Annotated in this window: 16 protein-coding genes; 11 read left to right on the top strand and 5 right to left on the bottom strand. The window is 44.5% G+C overall.

Annotated features, from left to right (window positions below; genetic code table 11):
* Positions 1 to 42 precede the first annotated feature (42 nt).
* The gene (locus ABNS49_RS09755; RefSeq protein WP_168353631.1) at positions 43 to 948 is read left to right on the top strand and encodes an ATP-binding cassette domain-containing protein; all 906 of its coding nucleotides are present in this window, start codon (positions 43 to 45) and stop codon (positions 946 to 948) included.
* Positions 949 to 1,000: 52 nt separating this feature from the next.
* Here the strand turns inward: ABNS49_RS09755 and ABNS49_RS09750 are convergent, their stop codons facing one another.
* Positions 1,001 to 1,813: an HAD family hydrolase gene (locus tag ABNS49_RS09750; protein ID WP_135980870.1), complete on the bottom strand. Its 813-nt coding sequence runs from the start codon at positions 1,811 to 1,813 to the stop codon at positions 1,001 to 1,003.
* A gap of 198 nt (positions 1,814 to 2,011) precedes the next feature.
* On the opposite strand from ABNS49_RS09750, the gene ABNS49_RS09745 reads away from it, so the two are divergent.
* Positions 2,012 to 3,322, top strand: coding sequence for a class II D-tagatose-bisphosphate aldolase, non-catalytic subunit (locus tag ABNS49_RS09745; protein ID WP_135980869.1), 1,311 nt, complete (start codon positions 2,012 to 2,014; stop codon positions 3,320 to 3,322).
* Positions 3,323 to 3,501: 179 nt separating this feature from the next.
* On the opposite strand, the gene ABNS49_RS09740 is transcribed toward ABNS49_RS09745, so the two are convergent.
* From ABNS49_RS09740 to ABNS49_RS09730, 3 genes are all read right to left on the bottom strand, one after another.
* Positions 3,502 to 5,085, bottom strand: a complete 1,584-nt coding sequence (locus ABNS49_RS09740) for an IS1182 family transposase (RefSeq protein ID WP_135981386.1) — start codon at positions 5,083 to 5,085, stop codon at positions 3,502 to 3,504.
* A 112-nt stretch (positions 5,086 to 5,197) separates the two neighbouring features.
* Positions 5,198 to 5,824 carry a hypothetical protein gene (locus ABNS49_RS09735; RefSeq protein ID WP_135980868.1) on the bottom strand — a complete coding sequence of 209 codons (627 nt, stop codon included), beginning with the start codon at positions 5,822 to 5,824 and terminating at the stop codon, positions 5,198 to 5,200.
* A 2-nt stretch (positions 5,825 to 5,826) separates the two neighbouring features.
* On the bottom strand, positions 5,827 to 6,372 hold the full coding sequence (locus ABNS49_RS09730) for a hypothetical protein (protein WP_288342080.1): 546 nt from the start codon (positions 6,370 to 6,372) through the stop codon (positions 5,827 to 5,829).
* A gap of 151 nt (positions 6,373 to 6,523) precedes the next feature.
* Here ABNS49_RS09730 and ABNS49_RS09725 point away from each other — a divergent pair, with 151 nt between their 5' ends.
* Positions 6,524 to 7,690, top strand: a complete 1,167-nt coding sequence (locus ABNS49_RS09725) for an SIS domain-containing protein (RefSeq protein ID WP_135980917.1) — start codon at positions 6,524 to 6,526, stop codon at positions 7,688 to 7,690.
* A gap of 10 nt (positions 7,691 to 7,700) precedes the next feature.
* A complete protein-coding gene (agaF, locus tag ABNS49_RS09720; protein ID WP_135980866.1) occupies positions 7,701 to 8,135 on the top strand; it encodes a PTS galactosamine/N-acetylgalactosamine transporter subunit IIA in 435 nt (144 codons plus the stop codon).
* 28 nt (positions 8,136 to 8,163) lie between these two features.
* Here the strand turns inward: agaF and ABNS49_RS09715 are convergent, their stop codons facing one another.
* Positions 8,164 to 9,105 (bottom strand): AraC family transcriptional regulator, encoded by a 942-nt coding sequence (locus tag ABNS49_RS09715; protein ID WP_289642108.1) that lies wholly within the window; start codon positions 9,103 to 9,105, stop codon positions 8,164 to 8,166.
* 405 nt (positions 9,106 to 9,510) lie between these two features.
* On the opposite strand from ABNS49_RS09715, the gene agaV reads away from it, so the two are divergent.
* The 7 genes from agaV (at position 9,511) to fusA (ending at position 16,501) form a co-directional block, all read left to right on the top strand.
* The gene (agaV, locus tag ABNS49_RS09710; RefSeq protein ID WP_135980864.1) at positions 9,511 to 9,987 is read left to right on the top strand and encodes a PTS N-acetylgalactosamine transporter subunit IIB; all 477 of its coding nucleotides are present in this window, start codon (positions 9,511 to 9,513) and stop codon (positions 9,985 to 9,987) included.
* A gap of 15 nt (positions 9,988 to 10,002) precedes the next feature.
* A complete protein-coding gene (locus ABNS49_RS09705; protein WP_135980863.1) occupies positions 10,003 to 10,794 on the top strand; it encodes a PTS sugar transporter subunit IIC in 792 nt (263 codons plus the stop codon).
* Positions 10,784 to 11,659 carry a PTS system mannose/fructose/sorbose family transporter subunit IID gene (locus tag ABNS49_RS09700; RefSeq protein ID WP_135980862.1) on the top strand — a complete coding sequence of 292 codons (876 nt, stop codon included), beginning with the start codon at positions 10,784 to 10,786 and terminating at the stop codon, positions 11,657 to 11,659. Before ABNS49_RS09705 ends, ABNS49_RS09700 begins: the two co-directional genes overlap by 11 nt.
* Positions 11,660 to 11,997: 338 nt before the next feature.
* Complete coding sequence (locus tag ABNS49_RS09695) at positions 11,998 to 13,254, top strand: IS110 family transposase (RefSeq protein ID WP_348687908.1); 1,257 nt, start codon at positions 11,998 to 12,000, stop codon at positions 13,252 to 13,254.
* Between the two features lie 240 nt (positions 13,255 to 13,494).
* Positions 13,495 to 13,908 (top strand): 30S ribosomal protein S12, encoded by a 414-nt coding sequence (rpsL, locus tag ABNS49_RS09690; protein ID WP_135981179.1) that lies wholly within the window; start codon positions 13,495 to 13,497, stop codon positions 13,906 to 13,908.
* Positions 13,909 to 13,934: 26 nt separating this feature from the next.
* Positions 13,935 to 14,405 (top strand): 30S ribosomal protein S7, encoded by a 471-nt coding sequence (rpsG, locus tag ABNS49_RS09685; protein WP_135981180.1) that lies wholly within the window; start codon positions 13,935 to 13,937, stop codon positions 14,403 to 14,405.
* Positions 14,406 to 14,422: 17 nt separating this feature from the next.
* Complete coding sequence (gene fusA, locus ABNS49_RS09680; protein ID WP_135981181.1) at positions 14,423 to 16,501, top strand: elongation factor G; 2,079 nt, start codon at positions 14,423 to 14,425, stop codon at positions 16,499 to 16,501.
* Positions 16,502 to 16,504 lie beyond the last annotated feature (3 nt).

Below are 16,504 nucleotides of genomic sequence, written 5' to 3'. Positions count from 1 at the left end.
TTTTTTTCAATTCATTGGGCTTTGGTCAGGAGGAGAATGTGGATGATTCAGTTTCGTCATGTCAATAAAACGTACCCTTCCGGGGTTTGCGCGCTTCGGAACGTTTCGTTTCATTTGCCGCCTGGGGAAAGGGTGGTGCTATATGGACCGTCGGGTTCTGGAAAAACAACGATTGTATCTCTGATTGCCGGCTTGGAAAAACCGACAGTGGGCGTTGTGGAAGTCCAAGCATCCAAAGTTTCGGTGGTTTTTCAGGAAGATCGGCTGTTTTCTCATCTGTCGGTGTTTGACAACATCGCATTTGGCTTGGATCATCACGCGTTTGCCGAAGAAGAAATTGAAAGACGGGTGAAAAGGATCGCGGCTTTGACGCGAATCGAGTCGTCTTTGGCACAAAAGGCAAGCGCTTTGTCTGGTGGCCAGCGTCAGCGCGTGGCGATTGCCCGCGCGCTTGTTTCCGGCCCGGATGTTTTGCTGCTGGACGAAGCATTCAATCATTTGGATCCGGCATTGAAGCGCTCCCTTATTTTTGATGTTCTGGCGTGGGTGGATGAGTTGAACATCACACTGGTGAGTGTGTGCCATGATTTTCAGGAAGCTGGTTTGCTTGGAAACCACATTCTTGTCATGCAGGACGGAAAACTGATTCAGGAAGGGGCACCTTCGCAAATCCGAAGCCATCCCGTCTCGCTCGATGTGGCTTCTTCGCTGTCGCTTTTGGGTGTCAATGTTTGGAAAGGACAGCTGGTACCGGTTGAGTGCTGTTCGTTTGAAGTGGATGAAGGGGCGCAGGCGATTCATGGGTGGAAGCCGATTCGGCAATTCGCGTATCTTGACGGTTTCCTGCATTTAGGCACATGGCAGGGGGAGCCGTTTTATGTGTATTCAAAGAAAGAAGATGCGGGAGAGGATCCCATCGTATACATTCATGAAGAAAAAAAGGAATAGAAAAAGAGGAAATTCGACGGAATGAACGGAATTTCCTCTTTTTTGCGTTGTTTTAATCTTGGACTTCTTCGGCCATGATCTTTTTCAAGCCGTTGAATAAGCCGTGGTGGAACACGTCGGTGGTGGAGAAGTCGGCAAAGCTTTTGACGTAGTCGTTTGCGCTGCCCATCGCCACGCCGATGTGGGCCTGCTCAAGCATTTTCGTGTCGTTGGTGCTGTCGCCAAAGGCGATTACATCATCCCAGGTCAGCCCTTCCCGTTCCAGAATCATATCAATGCCGTGCGCCTTGTCGTTGTCGGCGTTGAAAATATCGTAGCAAAAGCCTTCGGTTTTGACATTGATTAGATCGGAGCGAAGATCGGGGTGCTCGTCCATGAAGCTTTGCAGCTTGGTGGAGTCTTTCGTGAGCACGACGGCGTTGAACGCCCGGTGACGTTTATGATAGGCCTGGTTCGGATCGTAGAACAAAGAGTCGAGGACGTTGCAGTATTTGCAGAAATAGTACATCGGATAAAAGTCGTTGTAGATGTACGTCGCATCCCCGAAATGGAACATCAGCCCGTATTCATTGGCGCGGGCTAGCTCGACGAGTTCTTCGACGGTTTCTTTTTGGATTGGGTCGGAGCCGATTTCATTGAAGTCGGCATCGAGGACGTATCCTCCGTTGATCAAGACATAATAGTCGAATTTCACTCGTTCCAGGATGAGTTTCATTTGATTGAGAGGACGGCCTGTGGCGGCGGCAACGATGTATCCTGCGTTTTTCAGGGATTGAATGGCCGCGATGCTCGATTCTTGAATGACATCGTTTTCGGTTTGATAAAGAGTGCCGTCCATGTCGATAAATACGATTTTATGTTTCATGTGTATTCCTCTTTTCTTGTAATTTCTATTATATCCCTGAAAGGGGGTTCCAAGAAGCCATTTGATTGAAATTAGGTGGTAAAAAAGAGCGGATTTTCTTTATGGTTTACTTTTTAGCGAGAATATTATAATAAATAGCAACCCTATTTTTTCCTGTTTGTTCCATGAATATAATTCAAACGAACAGGAGGATATACTATGAAAAATCCATTGAAACAAATCGTAAAAGCGCAAAAAGCGGGGAAGGCTCTTGGCATTTATTCTTGTTGTAGCGCGAATGAATATGTGATAGAAGCGGTACTTAGAAAAGGGAAGGAAGAGGATTCGTGCGTTCTAATTGAGAGCACAGCCAATCAGGTAGATCAATTTGGTGGATATACCGGGATGACTCCAGCCGATTTCAAGCAGTTTGTGTTGAAAAAGGCGGACGAAGTTGGTTTTGACGCTTCAAAGTTGTTTTTGGGAGGGGATCATTTAGGACCATTGACGTTCGCAAATGAAAACGAGACCGAAGCGATGAAAAAATCAAAAGACCTTATTCAAGCGTATGTGAAGGCGGGGTTTTCGAAAATCCATATCGACACGAGTATGAAAGTGGCAGATGATGACCCGAATACACGTTTAAGCGATGAAACGATTGCCCGTCGCGGCGCGATATTGGCGCAGGCGGCGGAAAAAGCGTTTGAAGAATACAAGCAGGCGCATCCTAACGCGATAGAGCCGGTGTATGTGATTGGAAGCGAAGTCCCTATTCCTGGCGGGCAGCAAGGAACGGAAGCGGCATCAGAAATGGAAGTGACGAAGCCAGAAGACTTTCAAGCGACTTTGAAAGCTTTTCAAAACGCGTTTTTACAGCGTGGATTGGATCAGGCTTGGAACAATGTGATCGGCATTGTCGTGCAGCCAGGCGTCGAAGAAAAAGACGCGGGCTGTGTGGAGTATGATCGAAAGAAAGCCGAGAAGCTTTGCCAGGCGATTCAAGCGTATGATCAAATCGTTTTCGAAGGCCATTCGACGGATTATCAGACGAAAATCAAACTGCGGGAACTTGTAGAAGATGGTGTCGCCATTTTAAAGGTTGGGCCGGCCCTGACTTTTGCGATGCGAGAAGCGTTGTTCGCGCTTGCGTTCGCGGAAGAAGAGTTGTTTGGCGCGCAAGGCAGCCACTGGATGGATGTGCTTGACCAGGCGATGCTTGACGATTCGAAGTACTGGGAGAAGCATTATATCGGCACGCCAGAACAAACGCGAATCCAGCGTAAATACTCGTTTTCAGATCGGAGCCGCTATTATATGCCTGATGCGCGCGTACAGGCCGCGGAAACGGTGATGCTGGCGCATTTTAAAGACGGGGTTCCTTTGAACCTTCTCAGTCAGTTTATGCCAAGACAATACACGGCTGTGCGTGAGGGACGGATAAAAAATGAACCAAAGGAGCTGATTTTAAATTATATTCAGCATACTATCGACGAATATTTGTACGCGACGTATCAAAAAGAATTGTTTTAAAAAAAGGGGCTGTAACGAATCAGTGATTTTTAGAAATCACTAGAGCGTTGCAGCTCTTTTTTTCTTTGCTTCTTTCGAAAATGACAGAATCTATGCCAAAAAGAAAAGCGCGCCTCATTTTTTGGCGCACTTAAAAAGAAATATCACTTTTTCTGCTTTTTTCGATTGATTTTATGGTTTCAGGCTTCGCACTGTTTCTTCTTTGGAAACTTGCTCCTGTGATATCGGCGCAGATTATGACCGATTGATACAAGTAGAAGCTCCAATTTGACGCCGGTTTCTCCTCGACGGCGGAATCGGTCGTATTGATAATCCTGCTTGATCTCTCCGAAGATCCCCTCCGCCTGGACACTTCGTTGCGTCATCAGCTCTTTTCCTTCGTCCTTAGCCAGGTTCGCTTTGACTTCTTCCTGATACTCGATCAGTTTTTCAGTGATTTTCAAAGTACGCCCTTTTTTGGCTTTCGTACATTTCGCTTTTAACGGACAATCCGGACAATGCGCATTTTGATAGTGTTTGGTCTTTCGTTCATATCGTCCTCTTTTATCCGTGGTTTCCTTGATGAATGTAAAGGTGTGGCCGGCTGGACAAAGGACTTCTCCTTGTTCATCCGGTTTCATCTGATAGCTTTTGAACCGGTTTTTATCTGTGACCTTTTCCTGCTCTTTTCGATATGTGTTGTACTTCATGAAAAGCTCGATATGGTGTTCTTTACAATACGAATAATTGTCGTAGCTTCCATAGCCGGCATCGGCCGGTGTTTTCGTTGGATAGTCGCCATAGGCTATATTGTATCCTTCCATGAACGGGATATAGGTGTTCAGGTCATTGGCGTCGCTAGACACATAGATATGGCGGATATAGCGGTTGCTGCTTCCCATCTGGACATTGTATCCGGGCTTGAACACATTGGTGTGATTGTAGTAATCGTATTTCATGTGCATGAACGTAGCGCCTGGATCCGTTTTGGAAAAACTGTTTCTTCCATCGGCCAGCCGATAGTAGATCGAGTATTTCAGAATCTTATCCGCGTCTTCTTCAAAGCCTTCCTTAAAACGCTGGAAAGGATGTTTTCTTTGTCCTTTGCCATGTTTTGACTCGATTTTCCTCTGATTCATGAGTCCCTTGATCGTGTCGACGATCTCGACAAGATATTCGAAAGAAAATTCCTTCAATACCGAAAGTTTGACGGGGACTGCTTCTTTCTGGCAGTATGCATTGAAAGCTTTGATGCGTTCCATAATCTTCACCCAGCGCTTTTGACGATACTTCTTCGTTGAGCGCATCCATACGAAAGTCATCTTGTTGGCGTTGGCCTCAAATTTGGTGCCGTCGATATAAAGGATGTCGGTATGGATGTCGTCATGGGCTTCAAAATAACGATTGAACTCGACAAAAAGATCTTCTAAAGACATCCGAAGATTGTTGGCGATGAAGCGTTGAAAAGCCATAAAAGAAGGGGTGAGGCCATCCATGATGAATTGAAAACGAATATCGAATTTACACAGATCCTCAAGATCGCGAAGAGAAGCGTAGCCTTTGAGGGTATAAGCTAGAAGGATACATTGGAGCAATTTCAAACCATCGTAACCGCAGTCATGACGGGAAGAGAAGTCGATATATTTAAACACGTTGACTCCCTCTACGACTTCCTTCACGGTTCTGGAGATATCATCCCGAGGGATGGAATCATCATAAACAAATGACAAAGGGAATTGAAAAGATGGCTGAAGTGCGTTACTATGGACTAGGTATTTTGGCACACATAAATAATACCAAAAAAGGCCGGGTTGATGATCATTTTGATATCAACTCGGTCCTTTTTTTATTTCGGGAGCCGGATATTTTTTTACTTACCCGTTACAGCCCCTTTTTTTATACGTGCTTTTTTAGTTTTTGGCTTGTTTGTTGATCGACGAAAGCAAAATGAGTTTTGCTGAGGTGTTCGTATTTTTGTGCGTTTTCCCAGTCGTTCTTGTTTTTATAAATACGCGAGATGAGAAATTCGTGGACGCCACGCTGCGAGTCTTCCATCCCTTCAATTTCTTCGAGAAGGGCAGGAAGGTCGTGGTCGTTTTTTAAAATGTAAATGTTGTAGACTCGATGGGCTTCCTGCTTCATTTGCTCGTTGCTGGAGCAGTCCACTTTTGTTAAATACTTTTTGGCGTTTTTAGCATCGTTGAGCCCAATAAAATAATTGAATCCTTTCATCATGTATGTGTCTTTTTCGCTTTTTGGCATTGGGATTCTTTCCAGCTCTTCCAAATATCGTAGCGCTTTTCGTTTCTGGTTTTGAAGGATGGCGGCATTCAGGCGAAGATCCAGCAGGCTTTGTTTCGAAAACAAAAGTTTTACCAGCAGTGCATCCACTTTTTGGTCAAACGACGCATAGTGGCCGTTTTGGAGAAAAGTAACGAGTTGTTTGTAGATAGAGCGTTTGATGCCACCGACTAATGTATAAAGAATTAAAGCGGTGACAACGACAACAGCAATCGTCTGCATGCTTATCTTTTTCCTTTCTTTTCTTTATGCGCAAGTAGCATTCCGTATTGATACGCCATGTACAACGCAAAGACGGCAAGGCAGTAGCTTGCGCTTTCCAGAGCCGGATGTCCATGAACTGCTCCGGGTACAAATGTATTGACGACAAGTAAAATCGCCAGCAGGCAGTAGAGCGTCAAGCGAAGAATCAATCCTTCTTTGGAAACTTTGATTTCTTCATTGACGGCTGTAGCACGCGCTTTCTTCGGAAAACCGACGGTTCTGGGCATTTTTTTTAAGAAGCTGTGGTAGCGATATTCCAAAAAGATGAAAATCACGGCGCTTAAGCTGATCGACAAAAAAAGATTCAGCTGAAACAACAAGTAAAAAAAGATTAAAGAAATCACGGTTAGAACAACACGCATTCGCAAGGTATTGAATGTTTTCCGGTGAACCGGACTGATCGTATAGGAAACATTCGCTTTTGGGTTGAAATACAGCAAGGTTCCATTGGACTGTTCAAAAAGATTGGAGCCGCTTGCCAATATGTTTGCAAAGTTATTTCTCATATAAATTCCTCCGTATTTATTATAAAAAGAACGCGATTTATTTCCTACCACTTATTAACGATGTTTTTTCACATTTTAGCAGTCGTGTTGAAATGAGGCCTTTCAAAAATATAATTAGAACCGTGAACCGGACGAAGGAGGTTTGATGAATATGCTTTTAAAAAAAGAACAGGTCGACTGGAAACAATTGAACGGTTTTTGGACAGCATCGGAAATTCGGCAGCAGCCGGAAACTTGGAATAAAACGATTGCTCAAATCGCAAAAGAAAAAAAGGCGATTATGGATTTTATCGCGCGAATTACGAATTGTGCGGATTACGATATCATTTTAACCGGGGCGGGAACGAGCGAGTTTGTCGGCAATTCTGTCTTCCCTTTTTTGGAAAAAACGTACGACCATAAAGTAAAGTCATACGCGACGACGGATATCGTGGCAGATCCAGAGTGTTATTTATCTAAAACAAAACCGACGCTTTTAGTGAGTTATGGAAGAAGTGGAAATTCACCGGAGTCGGTGGGCGCGGTAGAAGCTGCAAACTCGGTTTGTGAAACCATACAGCATTTAATGATTACATGCAACGAAAAGGGAGCGTTGTCGAAATTCGCGATCGGAAAAGCGAATTGTCTTGTCATTAATTTAACGCCGGAAACATGTGATCAAAGCTTTGCGATGACGTCTTCTTTTTCCAATATGGTTTTGGCTACTTTGCTTGCTTTTAGCAAAGATTTTGAAACGCTGTCAGTTGAAGCCGCTTTGACGGCGAAAATGGACGAGTTGTTTTTTGAACAAAAATGGGAGCTTGCCCAAGAAATCGTGGATACCTACGACTTTAATCGAATCGTCTATTTAGGAAGCAACAGCTTAAAAGGCTTTGCGCAAGAATCCGCTTTAAAGATTTGCGAGCTAACAGGCGGTACGGTTGATACGGTTTTCGACTCACCACTTGGATTCCGTCATGGACCAAAATCGGTGATTAACGATTCAACTTTAACGATTGTTTATTTGAGCGATGATCCGTATACGCGTCAGTACGAATATGATTTGATTCGCGAAATGAGTGAACAGCGGAAAGGAAACAAGATTTGTGTGTTGTCAGGCGGGGAAGACGCGATAAAAAAGGAAGTGGATTATTTTCTTTCTTTTGACAATCCCCAAACGATTCCTAACGCACTGCTTGGTTTGGAATACATTACGTTTGCGCAAACCTTAGCTTTGTTTAAATCGCTTCGTTGCCATTTGGGTCCGGACAATCCGTGTCCGAGCGGGGAAGTCAACCGCGTGGTAAAGGGTGTAAACATTTATCCATATACAAAATAAGGAGGAAATTATGATTGGAATTATTGTGACGGGTCATGGCCGGTTTGCTCAAGGGTTGAAAAGCGCAATTGAAGTGATTGCCGGAGAACAACGGAAATTTATTGCCGTAAACTTTGAAAAGGAAGTCAAAGAGCTGGAGCAAGACTTGACCAAAGCATTAAACGAGTTACAGGATTGCGAAGGGGTGCTTGTTTTTACCGACTTGCAAGGTGGCTCGCCATTTAAAACGATCGTCGAGCTTTCGATGAACCGATCGGATATTGAAATTTTGGCGGGTGTGAACATGCCAATGCTGGCGGAAGTTGTGCTGGCTAGAAATTTTGGAATGGATTTGGATACGCTGGCAGCGACAGCCATCCAAACCGGTAAAGAAATGATGACGCGGTTTGATTTTTCTGTTTTATTCGAAGAAGAAGAAGAAATCATCGAGGAAGACGGCATTTAAAAAGACAAAACATCTTTGCGTTTTGCCTTTATAAAATCTTGTTTGCGTATTCTGTCGGAGTCAATCCAAATTCCTGCTTGAATCGGCGGGAAAAGTAATGGATGGTTGAAAAACCGAGCATGGTGGCGATTTCGGAAATAGTGAATTTGCTTTCTTTGATCAGTAGTTTGCTTTTTTCTAGCTTTAAGCTGCTGACGTATTCTTTGGGTGCGATGGATAGATTGTTTCGGAATAGGGATTGAAGTGAGCTGCGGGAAATCCCAAATTGCGCGCAAAGCTCCTCAATGTTAAAAGCGGTATAAATGTTTTCATTGATATAGAGCAGAATTTCGTTAAGCAGTTCGTTTTCAAAGCGCTGCTGCATCGGCGTGCTGGCTACTTTACTGAGTGACTTCTCCCCTTTTTTCAGCAGATTGATGATGATCTTTTCCAAAGCGATGATCATGAGATCGCGATCATAAGCGGACTTTTGATCGTTGGATTTTACAAAGGTTTCTATAGCGGCCCGGGAATCGCGATCAATTTCAAAGACGGTGTTGACAAGCTTTTTCTGGTTGTCAAGATTTGTTTCCAAGTCAATGATGATGGTCAAGTAGGAACAGGCTTCGTTTGTTGTATTTTGCCGATGGAACTGTCCGGGAGCGTATAAAATCATTTGATTGCTTGTCAGCTGGTATTTGTGATCTTCTATGGTCGTATGGAGTGTGCCACTGTCAACGAAAGTGATTTCCCAATATTGATCTTTTTCACCCGGAAAGAAATAGTTGGATGAGCGAACATTGTAGTAGTAGGCAATCAATTCGTTAATTCGGACCGCGGGCTTGATGCGGGAATAGCCGTAAGGATTGGGAATAAAGCGGTTTTGAAGGACGGTTGTCCTTGAAAAGGCGATTTCAACTTTGGCTTCATTGCCTAGGGAAATAAAATTGAACAATACGCCTTGATTAATTTTCACGACGCGATGAATCACGAATCGGTCGAAAGTTTCCTGATCCAGAGAATTTGCCACGACGAGCATGCAGATTCCTTCGGTGGATTTTAAATAAATATCGGTGTTGGCGACGTAAAAATAAACGATTTTATCGTTTTGAATTGTAAAAATGTAATTGTTGTCGTGGATTTCGTTGTTTTCCGAGAAAATACTGAAGACTTCACCGTACTTTAAAAAATCGACACTGGAAGTTTTATTAAACATATAAGATCACCTTAACCTTTTGTATGGTTTCATTATAGCAATTATGACAAAAAAATGAAAAATGTTTTATTAAAAATCTGTCAAAAGTTATAAACACAAGCGCAAAAAATGCAAAGATTTTAAATCTTTTTAAATTTAGAATGATGTTACAAAAAGCGAAGGCTTAGAAGGAGGGAAAAGATGCCTAATATTGTATTGACCCGGATCGACAATCGTCTGATCCATGGGCAGGTTGCCACGCAGTGGTGTGGCTCAGTAGGAGCGAATTTACTTTTGGTTGCGAACGACGCGGTCGCGGGAGATAAAATGCGGCAAGGATTATTAAAAATGGCCGCTCCAGGCTATGCTCAAACGAGATTTTTTAGCTTGGCTAAGACCATCGCGGTCATCGACAAGGCAAGTCCAAGACAAATGATCGCGATTATTTGTGAAACGCCCCAAGATGTGCTGAAGTTGGTTGAAGGAGGAGTTCCAATTCAAAAAGTCAATATTGGAAACATGCACATGTCGGAAGGAAAACGGCAGGTGGCAACTTCTGTTGCGGTAGACGATGACGATGTCGCCGCGTTTAGAAAATTGCAGGATCTTGGTGTGGAATTAGAAATCCGGCGAGTACCGGATTTGGCGGCAGAAGATGTCAATAAATTGTTTGGATAGGAAGGTGAGAAAAATATGAATATTGTTGAGATTATTCTTTTGGCGGTTGTCACATTTATTTTCGCAATCGACCAGTTCTCTTTGACAGAAATCATTTATCGACCAATTATCGCTTGTCCGATTATCGGGCTTGTTCTTGGCGACTTGCATACAGGACTTGTCGTGGGTGGAACGTACGAATTGATGATGATTGGTAATATGCCAGTCGGCGGGGCGCAGCCGCCAAACGCGGTACTGGGAAGTGTGGTTGCGATGATCTTCGCCATCAAAGCGCGAATGAATATCGACGCAGCTTTGGGGGCGTGCATGATTTTCGCAACATTTGGACAATATGTGGTGACTTTGACATTTACGGTGATGTCCGGATTGATGGCAAAAGCCGACGAGGCGGCGATCAAAGCAAGTCCGGCAGGAATTGTGAAAGTGAATTTGATTTCTTGTTTGATTCTTGGTTCGCTGTTTGCCTTGATTGCTGTGATCGCTTATGTGGGTGGTGTTGCCATGTCTGGAACATTGGAACAACTTTCCGAGAAGGCGTCTTGGTTCATGGGCGGATTGAGCGCGGCCGGAGGAATGATGCGCTTTGTCGGTTTCGCGATTTTATTGAAAATCATGCTGGCCAACGATATGTGGGGTTATTTGTTTGCTGGTTTTGTTTGCGCGCTCGTCATTGGAAATATCGAGGCGACGGCTTCGGCTTGTCTGCTGCTTGTCGCATTCCTTGGTGTGGCGGTAGCAATCAATGATTTCCGGGTAAATGGTTTGAAGAAACAAGTCGAAGAAGGAGGTTTTAGTGATGGCATCTAATAATAAAGAGTTGCGATATATCGACACGACACCGGCACCACGTGTCAGCAAAAAGACATTGAATAAAATGGTTTGGCTATCGACTATGCTTCAGGCGTCGTTCAACTATGAGCGAATGCAGTCAGGTGGCTGGTTGTGGGCTATGTTGCCAGGATTGGAAGAAGTACACACGAACAAGGAAGACTTGTCAACGTCTATGATTCAGAACTTGGACTTCATCAACACGCACCCGTTCGCGGTTACGTTTGTTATGGGGATCGTGCTCTCGATGGAGCAGATGAAAACGGATGTACAGACGATTCGTTCAGTTCGTATTTCTGTGGCTGCGCCACTTGGAGGAATTGGCGACGCTTTGTTCTGGTATACGCTAGTTCCAATTACCGCGGGTTTGACGGCCAATATGGCAATCAATGGTTCAATACTCGGTCCGATCCTTTATTTCATTATTTTGTTTGGATGCGAGATGGCGCTTCGCTATGGGTTGATGTATTGGTCGTATAACTTAGGCATGAAGGCCGTGTCGATGATGACGGAGTATGCGGATGAGTTTACGCATGCGGCTGCAGTTCTTGGCGTATTTGTGGTCGGGGCCTTGATTGCTAACTATGGCGGCGGAACGACGTTAGGGATGACGATTGCGAATGGGGAGTCACCGATTGTCATTCAAGACTATTTAAATATGATTCTTCCTTGCATGCTTCCGCTATTGATTACTTTGCTGATGTATTTCCTCATTAAGAAAAAAGGCTGGACGCCGGTTAAATGTATCGGTTTGATTCTTGTGATGGGAATTGTAGGGGCTATTTTTGGAATTTGGTCTGGAACTTATAAACCATTTGTTCCGGTTCCTTGGACAGTTGGTTAATCAAAGGCTAAAAATAAACTTCATAAACTTGAAAAGGGATTTCATCGTGAAATCCTTTTTTTACTTTTTGTTATCGTTTTTTATAAAAAATCTCCATACTCCGAGGTGTACCACACGGAATGTAACTTTAGACAAAAATCTATTGTTTCATTCCTTTTTTCTTTATACTGGAATTAGCGGAAGAGGTCGTCTCTTTTTTGAGCTCCGAACTCGTAAAAAAAATTGATTGAGGGACGGTTGAACGCACCACCATCTGTTGATCGCTTCGTCGAAAAAACGTATAAAAAAATGATCTACGCAGCCGTTCCGACCGCTTTATTTGAAAAGGAGTTTTGTTTATGGAAAATCTTTATGCGGTTTGTTGTGGTATTGATGTTCACAAGAAATTGATCGTCGCCTGTCTTCGTCAGGAGCAGAACACCCAGATCAAGGAATTCGGTGCTTCCACTCGTGAACTTCTCTCTTTGGCGGATTGGCTCTTGGAAAATCATTGTCAAGCCGTCGCTATGGAAAGCACCGGTTCTTACTGGAAACCTTTATACAATGTCCTTGAATCTTTCGACTTGAACCCGATTGTTGTCAATGCTCAGCATATGCGCAATGTTCCCGGTCGAAAGACGGATATCAAAGACGCGGAATGGATTTCCGATCTTCTTTGTCATGGCTTATTGATTCCCAGCTTTATTCCCAATCGCTCCCAACGCGAACTTCGCGAGCTTGTCAGCTACAGGAAAAGTCTGGTAAAAACCCAATCCGCCGAATTGAACCGGCTCCAAAAAATGCTGGAAGGCGGAAATATCAAGTTGTCCGGTACAGTATCCAATATCAATGGAAAAAGCGCGAGAAATCTTTTGGATCTCATTCTGGAAGGCGAAAAATTCGATGAAGCTGTTTATGACCAGATGATCAAAGACAGAAAGATTTCAAGAAGATTAAAAGCGAGCAAAACAAAGTTGATCGAGGATATGAATGGCGTGCTGAGTCCGGTTCAAATCAAAATGATCCGGGAACTGCGCAAGCATATTGATGAATTGGAAAAGCATATTCGAGAACTGGATCAGGATATCAACGACGCCATGAGCGATCCGGAGAAAGAAGCGGCCAAACGATTAACGCAGATTCCGGGAATCGGAGAAGACAGCGCGAAAATCATCATATCTGTGATTGGTGTCGATATGAGTCGGTTTCCCACGGATCGCCACATTTGTTCATGGGCGGGAATCAGCCCGGGAAACAAAGAATCGGCAAAGAAAAAACTGAGCGCTCGAACGACAAAAGGAAACAAACTGCTAAGGAGTACTCTGGTGGTTTGCGCGCATTCTGCCGTAATGAAAAAAGAAAGCTATTTTTCCTCTCTATACAACCGGATCGCGGCACATCGCGGAAAAAAGAGAGCGATCGTGGCAGTGGGACATTCAATTTTGAAGATTGCATATCATATGCTGAAAAACGGAGAATCATACAAGGAATTGGGAAGCAATTATTATCAAACAAAGACAAAGGAAAGTAAGATCAAAAGTTATTTGACAAAACTAGAAAACCTGGGCATAGAGATTCCAGTGGAATATAGGAATCAGGCACTTCAAATGTCTTGATGGAAGAGATACAAATTAACGCTGTTTTTCAAAATAGGGTTTTTATGCGCTTTTTTATAGAAATCAAGGAATAAGTTACATAAAAAAAGCTTGACAAACAAAACGGATAAAAGTATTGTAATGATTGTACGCGCGAGGTCCGAAATAGGGACCTTAAAAAATGGGCATAAGATGAACCGCCCGGATTCGTGTACTTAATTTTATTCAAATTAGAAGTAGATAAATTGGAAGGAGGATCTTATGCCTACAATCAATCAGTTGATTCGAAAAGGTCGTAAGGCTAGTCAAAACGTATCGAAGTCACCGGCTTTGAACCGCGGTTACAACTCTTTGAAATCGAAACCGACAAATCTTTCATCTCCGCAAAAACGTGGAGTATGCACGCGTGTCGGAACGATGACGCCAAAGAAACCAAACTCTGCGCTTCGTAAATATGCCCGTGTTCGTCTTTCAAACGGAATGGAAGTTACCGCTTATATCCCAGGAATTGGACACAACTTGCAGGAGCATAGTGTGGTTCTGATCCGTGGTGGTCGTGTTAAGGACTTGCCAGGTGTTCGTTACCATATCGTCCGCGGTACGCTGGACTGCGCTGGTGTAAACGACCGGAAACAATCCCGTTCCCTGTATGGAACAAAAAAACCGAAAAAATAAGTCGATCGTGAAAGGAGAAATAAACTATGCCTAGAAAAGGACATATCGCTAAACGTGATGTATTAGTAGACCCGATTTACAACTCTAAGCTGGTTACTCGTCTGATCAACAAGATCATGATCGATGGTAAAAGAGGGACTGCTCAGAAAATTTTATATAACGCTTTCGACATCGTCGAAGTGAAAACAGGAAAACAACCAATGGAAGTTTTCGAGGAAGCGTTGGAAAACGTAATGCCTCAGCTGGAGCTGAAGGCTCGTCGTGTAGGTGGCGCGAACTACCAGGTACCGGTGGAAGTCAGCGATGAGCGTCGTTTGACGCTTGGACTGCGCTGGTTGGTTAACTACGCTCGTCTGCGCAACGAAAAAACAATGGAACAGCGTCTTGCCGCTGAGATTATTGACGCGGCAAACAACTCTGGTGCCAGTGTGAAGAAACGCGAATCCGTTCATAAGATGGCAGAAGCGAATAAAGCGTTTGCACATTACCGCTGGTAGGAAAGGATGTCGGTTAAATGCCAAGAGAATATGCATTGAAAGATACTCGCAATATTGGTATCATGGCGCACATTGACGCCGGAAAAACGACAACGACTGAACGTATCCTTTACTATACGGGTGTTAACCACAAAATTGGTGAAACACACGATGGTGCGAGTACAATGGACTGGATGGAGCAGGAGCAGGAACGTGGAATCACGATCACTTCCGCTGCCACGACATGCCATTGGAAAGGCTGCCGTATCAATATCATAGATACTCCGGGCCACGTTGACTTCACCGTTGAAGTTGAACGTTCCCTGCGTGTTCTTGATGGTGCGGTAACCGTATTGGATGCCAAAGCCGGTGTTGAACCGCAGACAGAAACCGTATGGCGTCAAGCCACGGAATACGGAGTGCCTCGTATCGTATTCGTCAACAAGATGGATGCGACGGGAGCGGACTTCATTATGTCTTGCAATACGATCATTGATCGTTTAGGGGCGAAATCTTGCCCAATCCAGCTCCCAATCGGAGCCGAAAGCGATTTTACAGGAATCGTTGATATTATCGAAAGAAAAGCGGAGATTTACAAAAACGACCTCGGTACAGATATCGAAGTGACGGAAATCCCTGCTGATCTTGTTGATCTCGCAGAAGAGTATCGCATGAAGCTTCTCGAGTACCTTGCAGATTACGATGAAGATCTTATGATGCAGGTGCTGGAAGGAGAAGAGCCAAGCGTTGAAGAAATCAAGCGCGTATTGCGTATCGCGGTTTGTGCCGGCGATTTCTTCCCGGTTCTTTGCGGATCGGCCTATAAAAACAAAGGTGTGCAGATGGTTTTGGATGCGGTTGTGGATTACCTGCCGTCTCCATTGGACATTCCTGCCATCAAAGGAACGACGCTGGATGGCGAAGCCGACGAGCGTCATGCTAGCGATGAGGAACCATTCTCCGCGCTGGCGTTCAAGATCGCGACGGACCCGTTTGTTGGAAAATTGTCGTTCTTCCGTGTTTATTCGGGAACGGCGACATCCGGAAGCTACGTCTTGAACTCGAACAAAGACAAGAGAGAACGTTTCGGACGAATCGTGCAGATGCACGCCAACGCCCGGAAGGAAATCTCGGAAGTATACGCCGGCGACATCGCCGCTGCGGTTGGATTGAAAAATACAACAACAGGCGATACGTTGTGCGATGAAAAGAACCCGATCATTCTGGAGTCGATGGAATTCCCTGAACCAGTAATCGAGTTGTCCCTGGAGCCAAAAACAAAGGCCGATCAGGACAAAATGGGTCTTGCGCTTTCCAAATTGGCGGAAGAAGATCCAACATTTAAAACATACACGAATGAAGAAACCGGCCAGACGATCATCGCGGGTGTCGGTGAACTTCACCTCGATATTATCGTAGACCGTCTGCGTCGTGAATTTAAGGTGGAAGCGGTTGTTGGTAAACCACAAGTTGCTTATCGCGAAACGATTCGTCAGGGCGCGGAATGCGAAGGAAAATACATTCGTCAGTCCGGTGGTCGCGGACAGTACGGCCATGTATGGATCAAATTTGAACCAAACGAAGGAAAAGGATTTGAATTCGTTGATGCAATCGTCGGAGGAAGCGTTCCTAGAGAATACGTGAAACCGACACAGGAAGGTTTGGAAGCAGCACTCGAAAACGGTGTGATTGCCGGCTATCCGGTAATCGACGTAAAAGCGACGCTGTTCGATGGATCTTACCATGATGTCGATTCCTCGGAGATGGCATATAAGATCGCGGCAAGTATGGCACTGCGTGAAGCGGCAAAAAAATGTAAACCAGTTCTGCTGGAGCCGATCATGTTTGTTGAGGTCACGGCCCCTTCCGAATATTTGGGTTCGGTTATGGGCGACGTTTCCAGCCGTCGTGGTCAGATCACGGATCAGGAAGAGCGCGGTAACGCGATTATCGTGCGCGCGATGATCCCGCTTTCCGAAATGTTTGGCTATGTCACTGACTTGCGCGGATTCACGCAGGGACGTGGTAACTATTCCATGAAATTTGATCATTATTCAGAAGTTCCAAAGAGCATTTCTGAAAAAATTATCAAAGAAAGCGCAGCTGCGCAGGATTAATTG

The sequence above is a fragment of the uncultured Dubosiella sp. genome (assembly GCF_964018005.1).
Classification (GTDB): Bacteria; Bacillota_I; Bacilli_A; order Erysipelotrichales; family Erysipelotrichaceae; genus Dubosiella; species Dubosiella muris.
Note: the sequence above shows the minus strand (reverse complement) of the source record. Positions and strands in the feature narration are given on the sequence as shown.

What these genes read in the sequence shown, in the direction of transcription:
- ABNS49_RS09750 (WP_135980870.1), bottom strand. Translation starts at nt 1,813, where the DNA reads ATGAAACATAAAATCGTATTTATCGACATGGACGGCACTCTTTATCAA.
- ABNS49_RS09725 (WP_135980917.1), top strand. Translation starts at nt 6,524, where the DNA reads ATGCTTTTAAAAAAAGAACAGGTCGACTGGAAACAATTGAACGGTTTT.
- rpsG (WP_135981180.1), top strand. Translation starts at nt 13,935, where the DNA reads ATGCCTAGAAAAGGACATATCGCTAAACGTGATGTATTAGTAGACCCG.
- fusA (WP_135981181.1), top strand. Translation starts at nt 14,423, where the DNA reads ATGCCAAGAGAATATGCATTGAAAGATACTCGCAATATTGGTATCATG.
- agaV (WP_135980864.1), top strand. Translation starts at nt 9,511, where the DNA reads ATGCCTAATATTGTATTGACCCGGATCGACAATCGTCTGATCCATGGG.
- agaF (WP_135980866.1), top strand. Translation starts at nt 7,701, where the DNA reads ATGATTGGAATTATTGTGACGGGTCATGGCCGGTTTGCTCAAGGGTTG.
- ABNS49_RS09700 (WP_135980862.1), top strand. Translation starts at nt 10,784, where the DNA reads ATGGCATCTAATAATAAAGAGTTGCGATATATCGACACGACACCGGCA.
- ABNS49_RS09745 (WP_135980869.1), top strand. Translation starts at nt 2,012, where the DNA reads ATGAAAAATCCATTGAAACAAATCGTAAAAGCGCAAAAAGCGGGGAAG.
- ABNS49_RS09730 (WP_288342080.1), bottom strand. Translation starts at nt 6,372, where the DNA reads ATGAGAAATAACTTTGCAAACATATTGGCAAGCGGCTCCAATCTTTTT.
- rpsL (WP_135981179.1), top strand. Translation starts at nt 13,495, where the DNA reads ATGCCTACAATCAATCAGTTGATTCGAAAAGGTCGTAAGGCTAGTCAA.
- ABNS49_RS09695 (WP_348687908.1), top strand. Translation starts at nt 11,998, where the DNA reads ATGGAAAATCTTTATGCGGTTTGTTGTGGTATTGATGTTCACAAGAAA.
- ABNS49_RS09705 (WP_135980863.1), top strand. Translation starts at nt 10,003, where the DNA reads ATGAATATTGTTGAGATTATTCTTTTGGCGGTTGTCACATTTATTTTC.
- ABNS49_RS09755 (WP_168353631.1), top strand. Translation starts at nt 43, where the DNA reads ATGATTCAGTTTCGTCATGTCAATAAAACGTACCCTTCCGGGGTTTGC.
- ABNS49_RS09735 (WP_135980868.1), bottom strand. Translation starts at nt 5,824, where the DNA reads ATGCAGACGATTGCTGTTGTCGTTGTCACCGCTTTAATTCTTTATACA.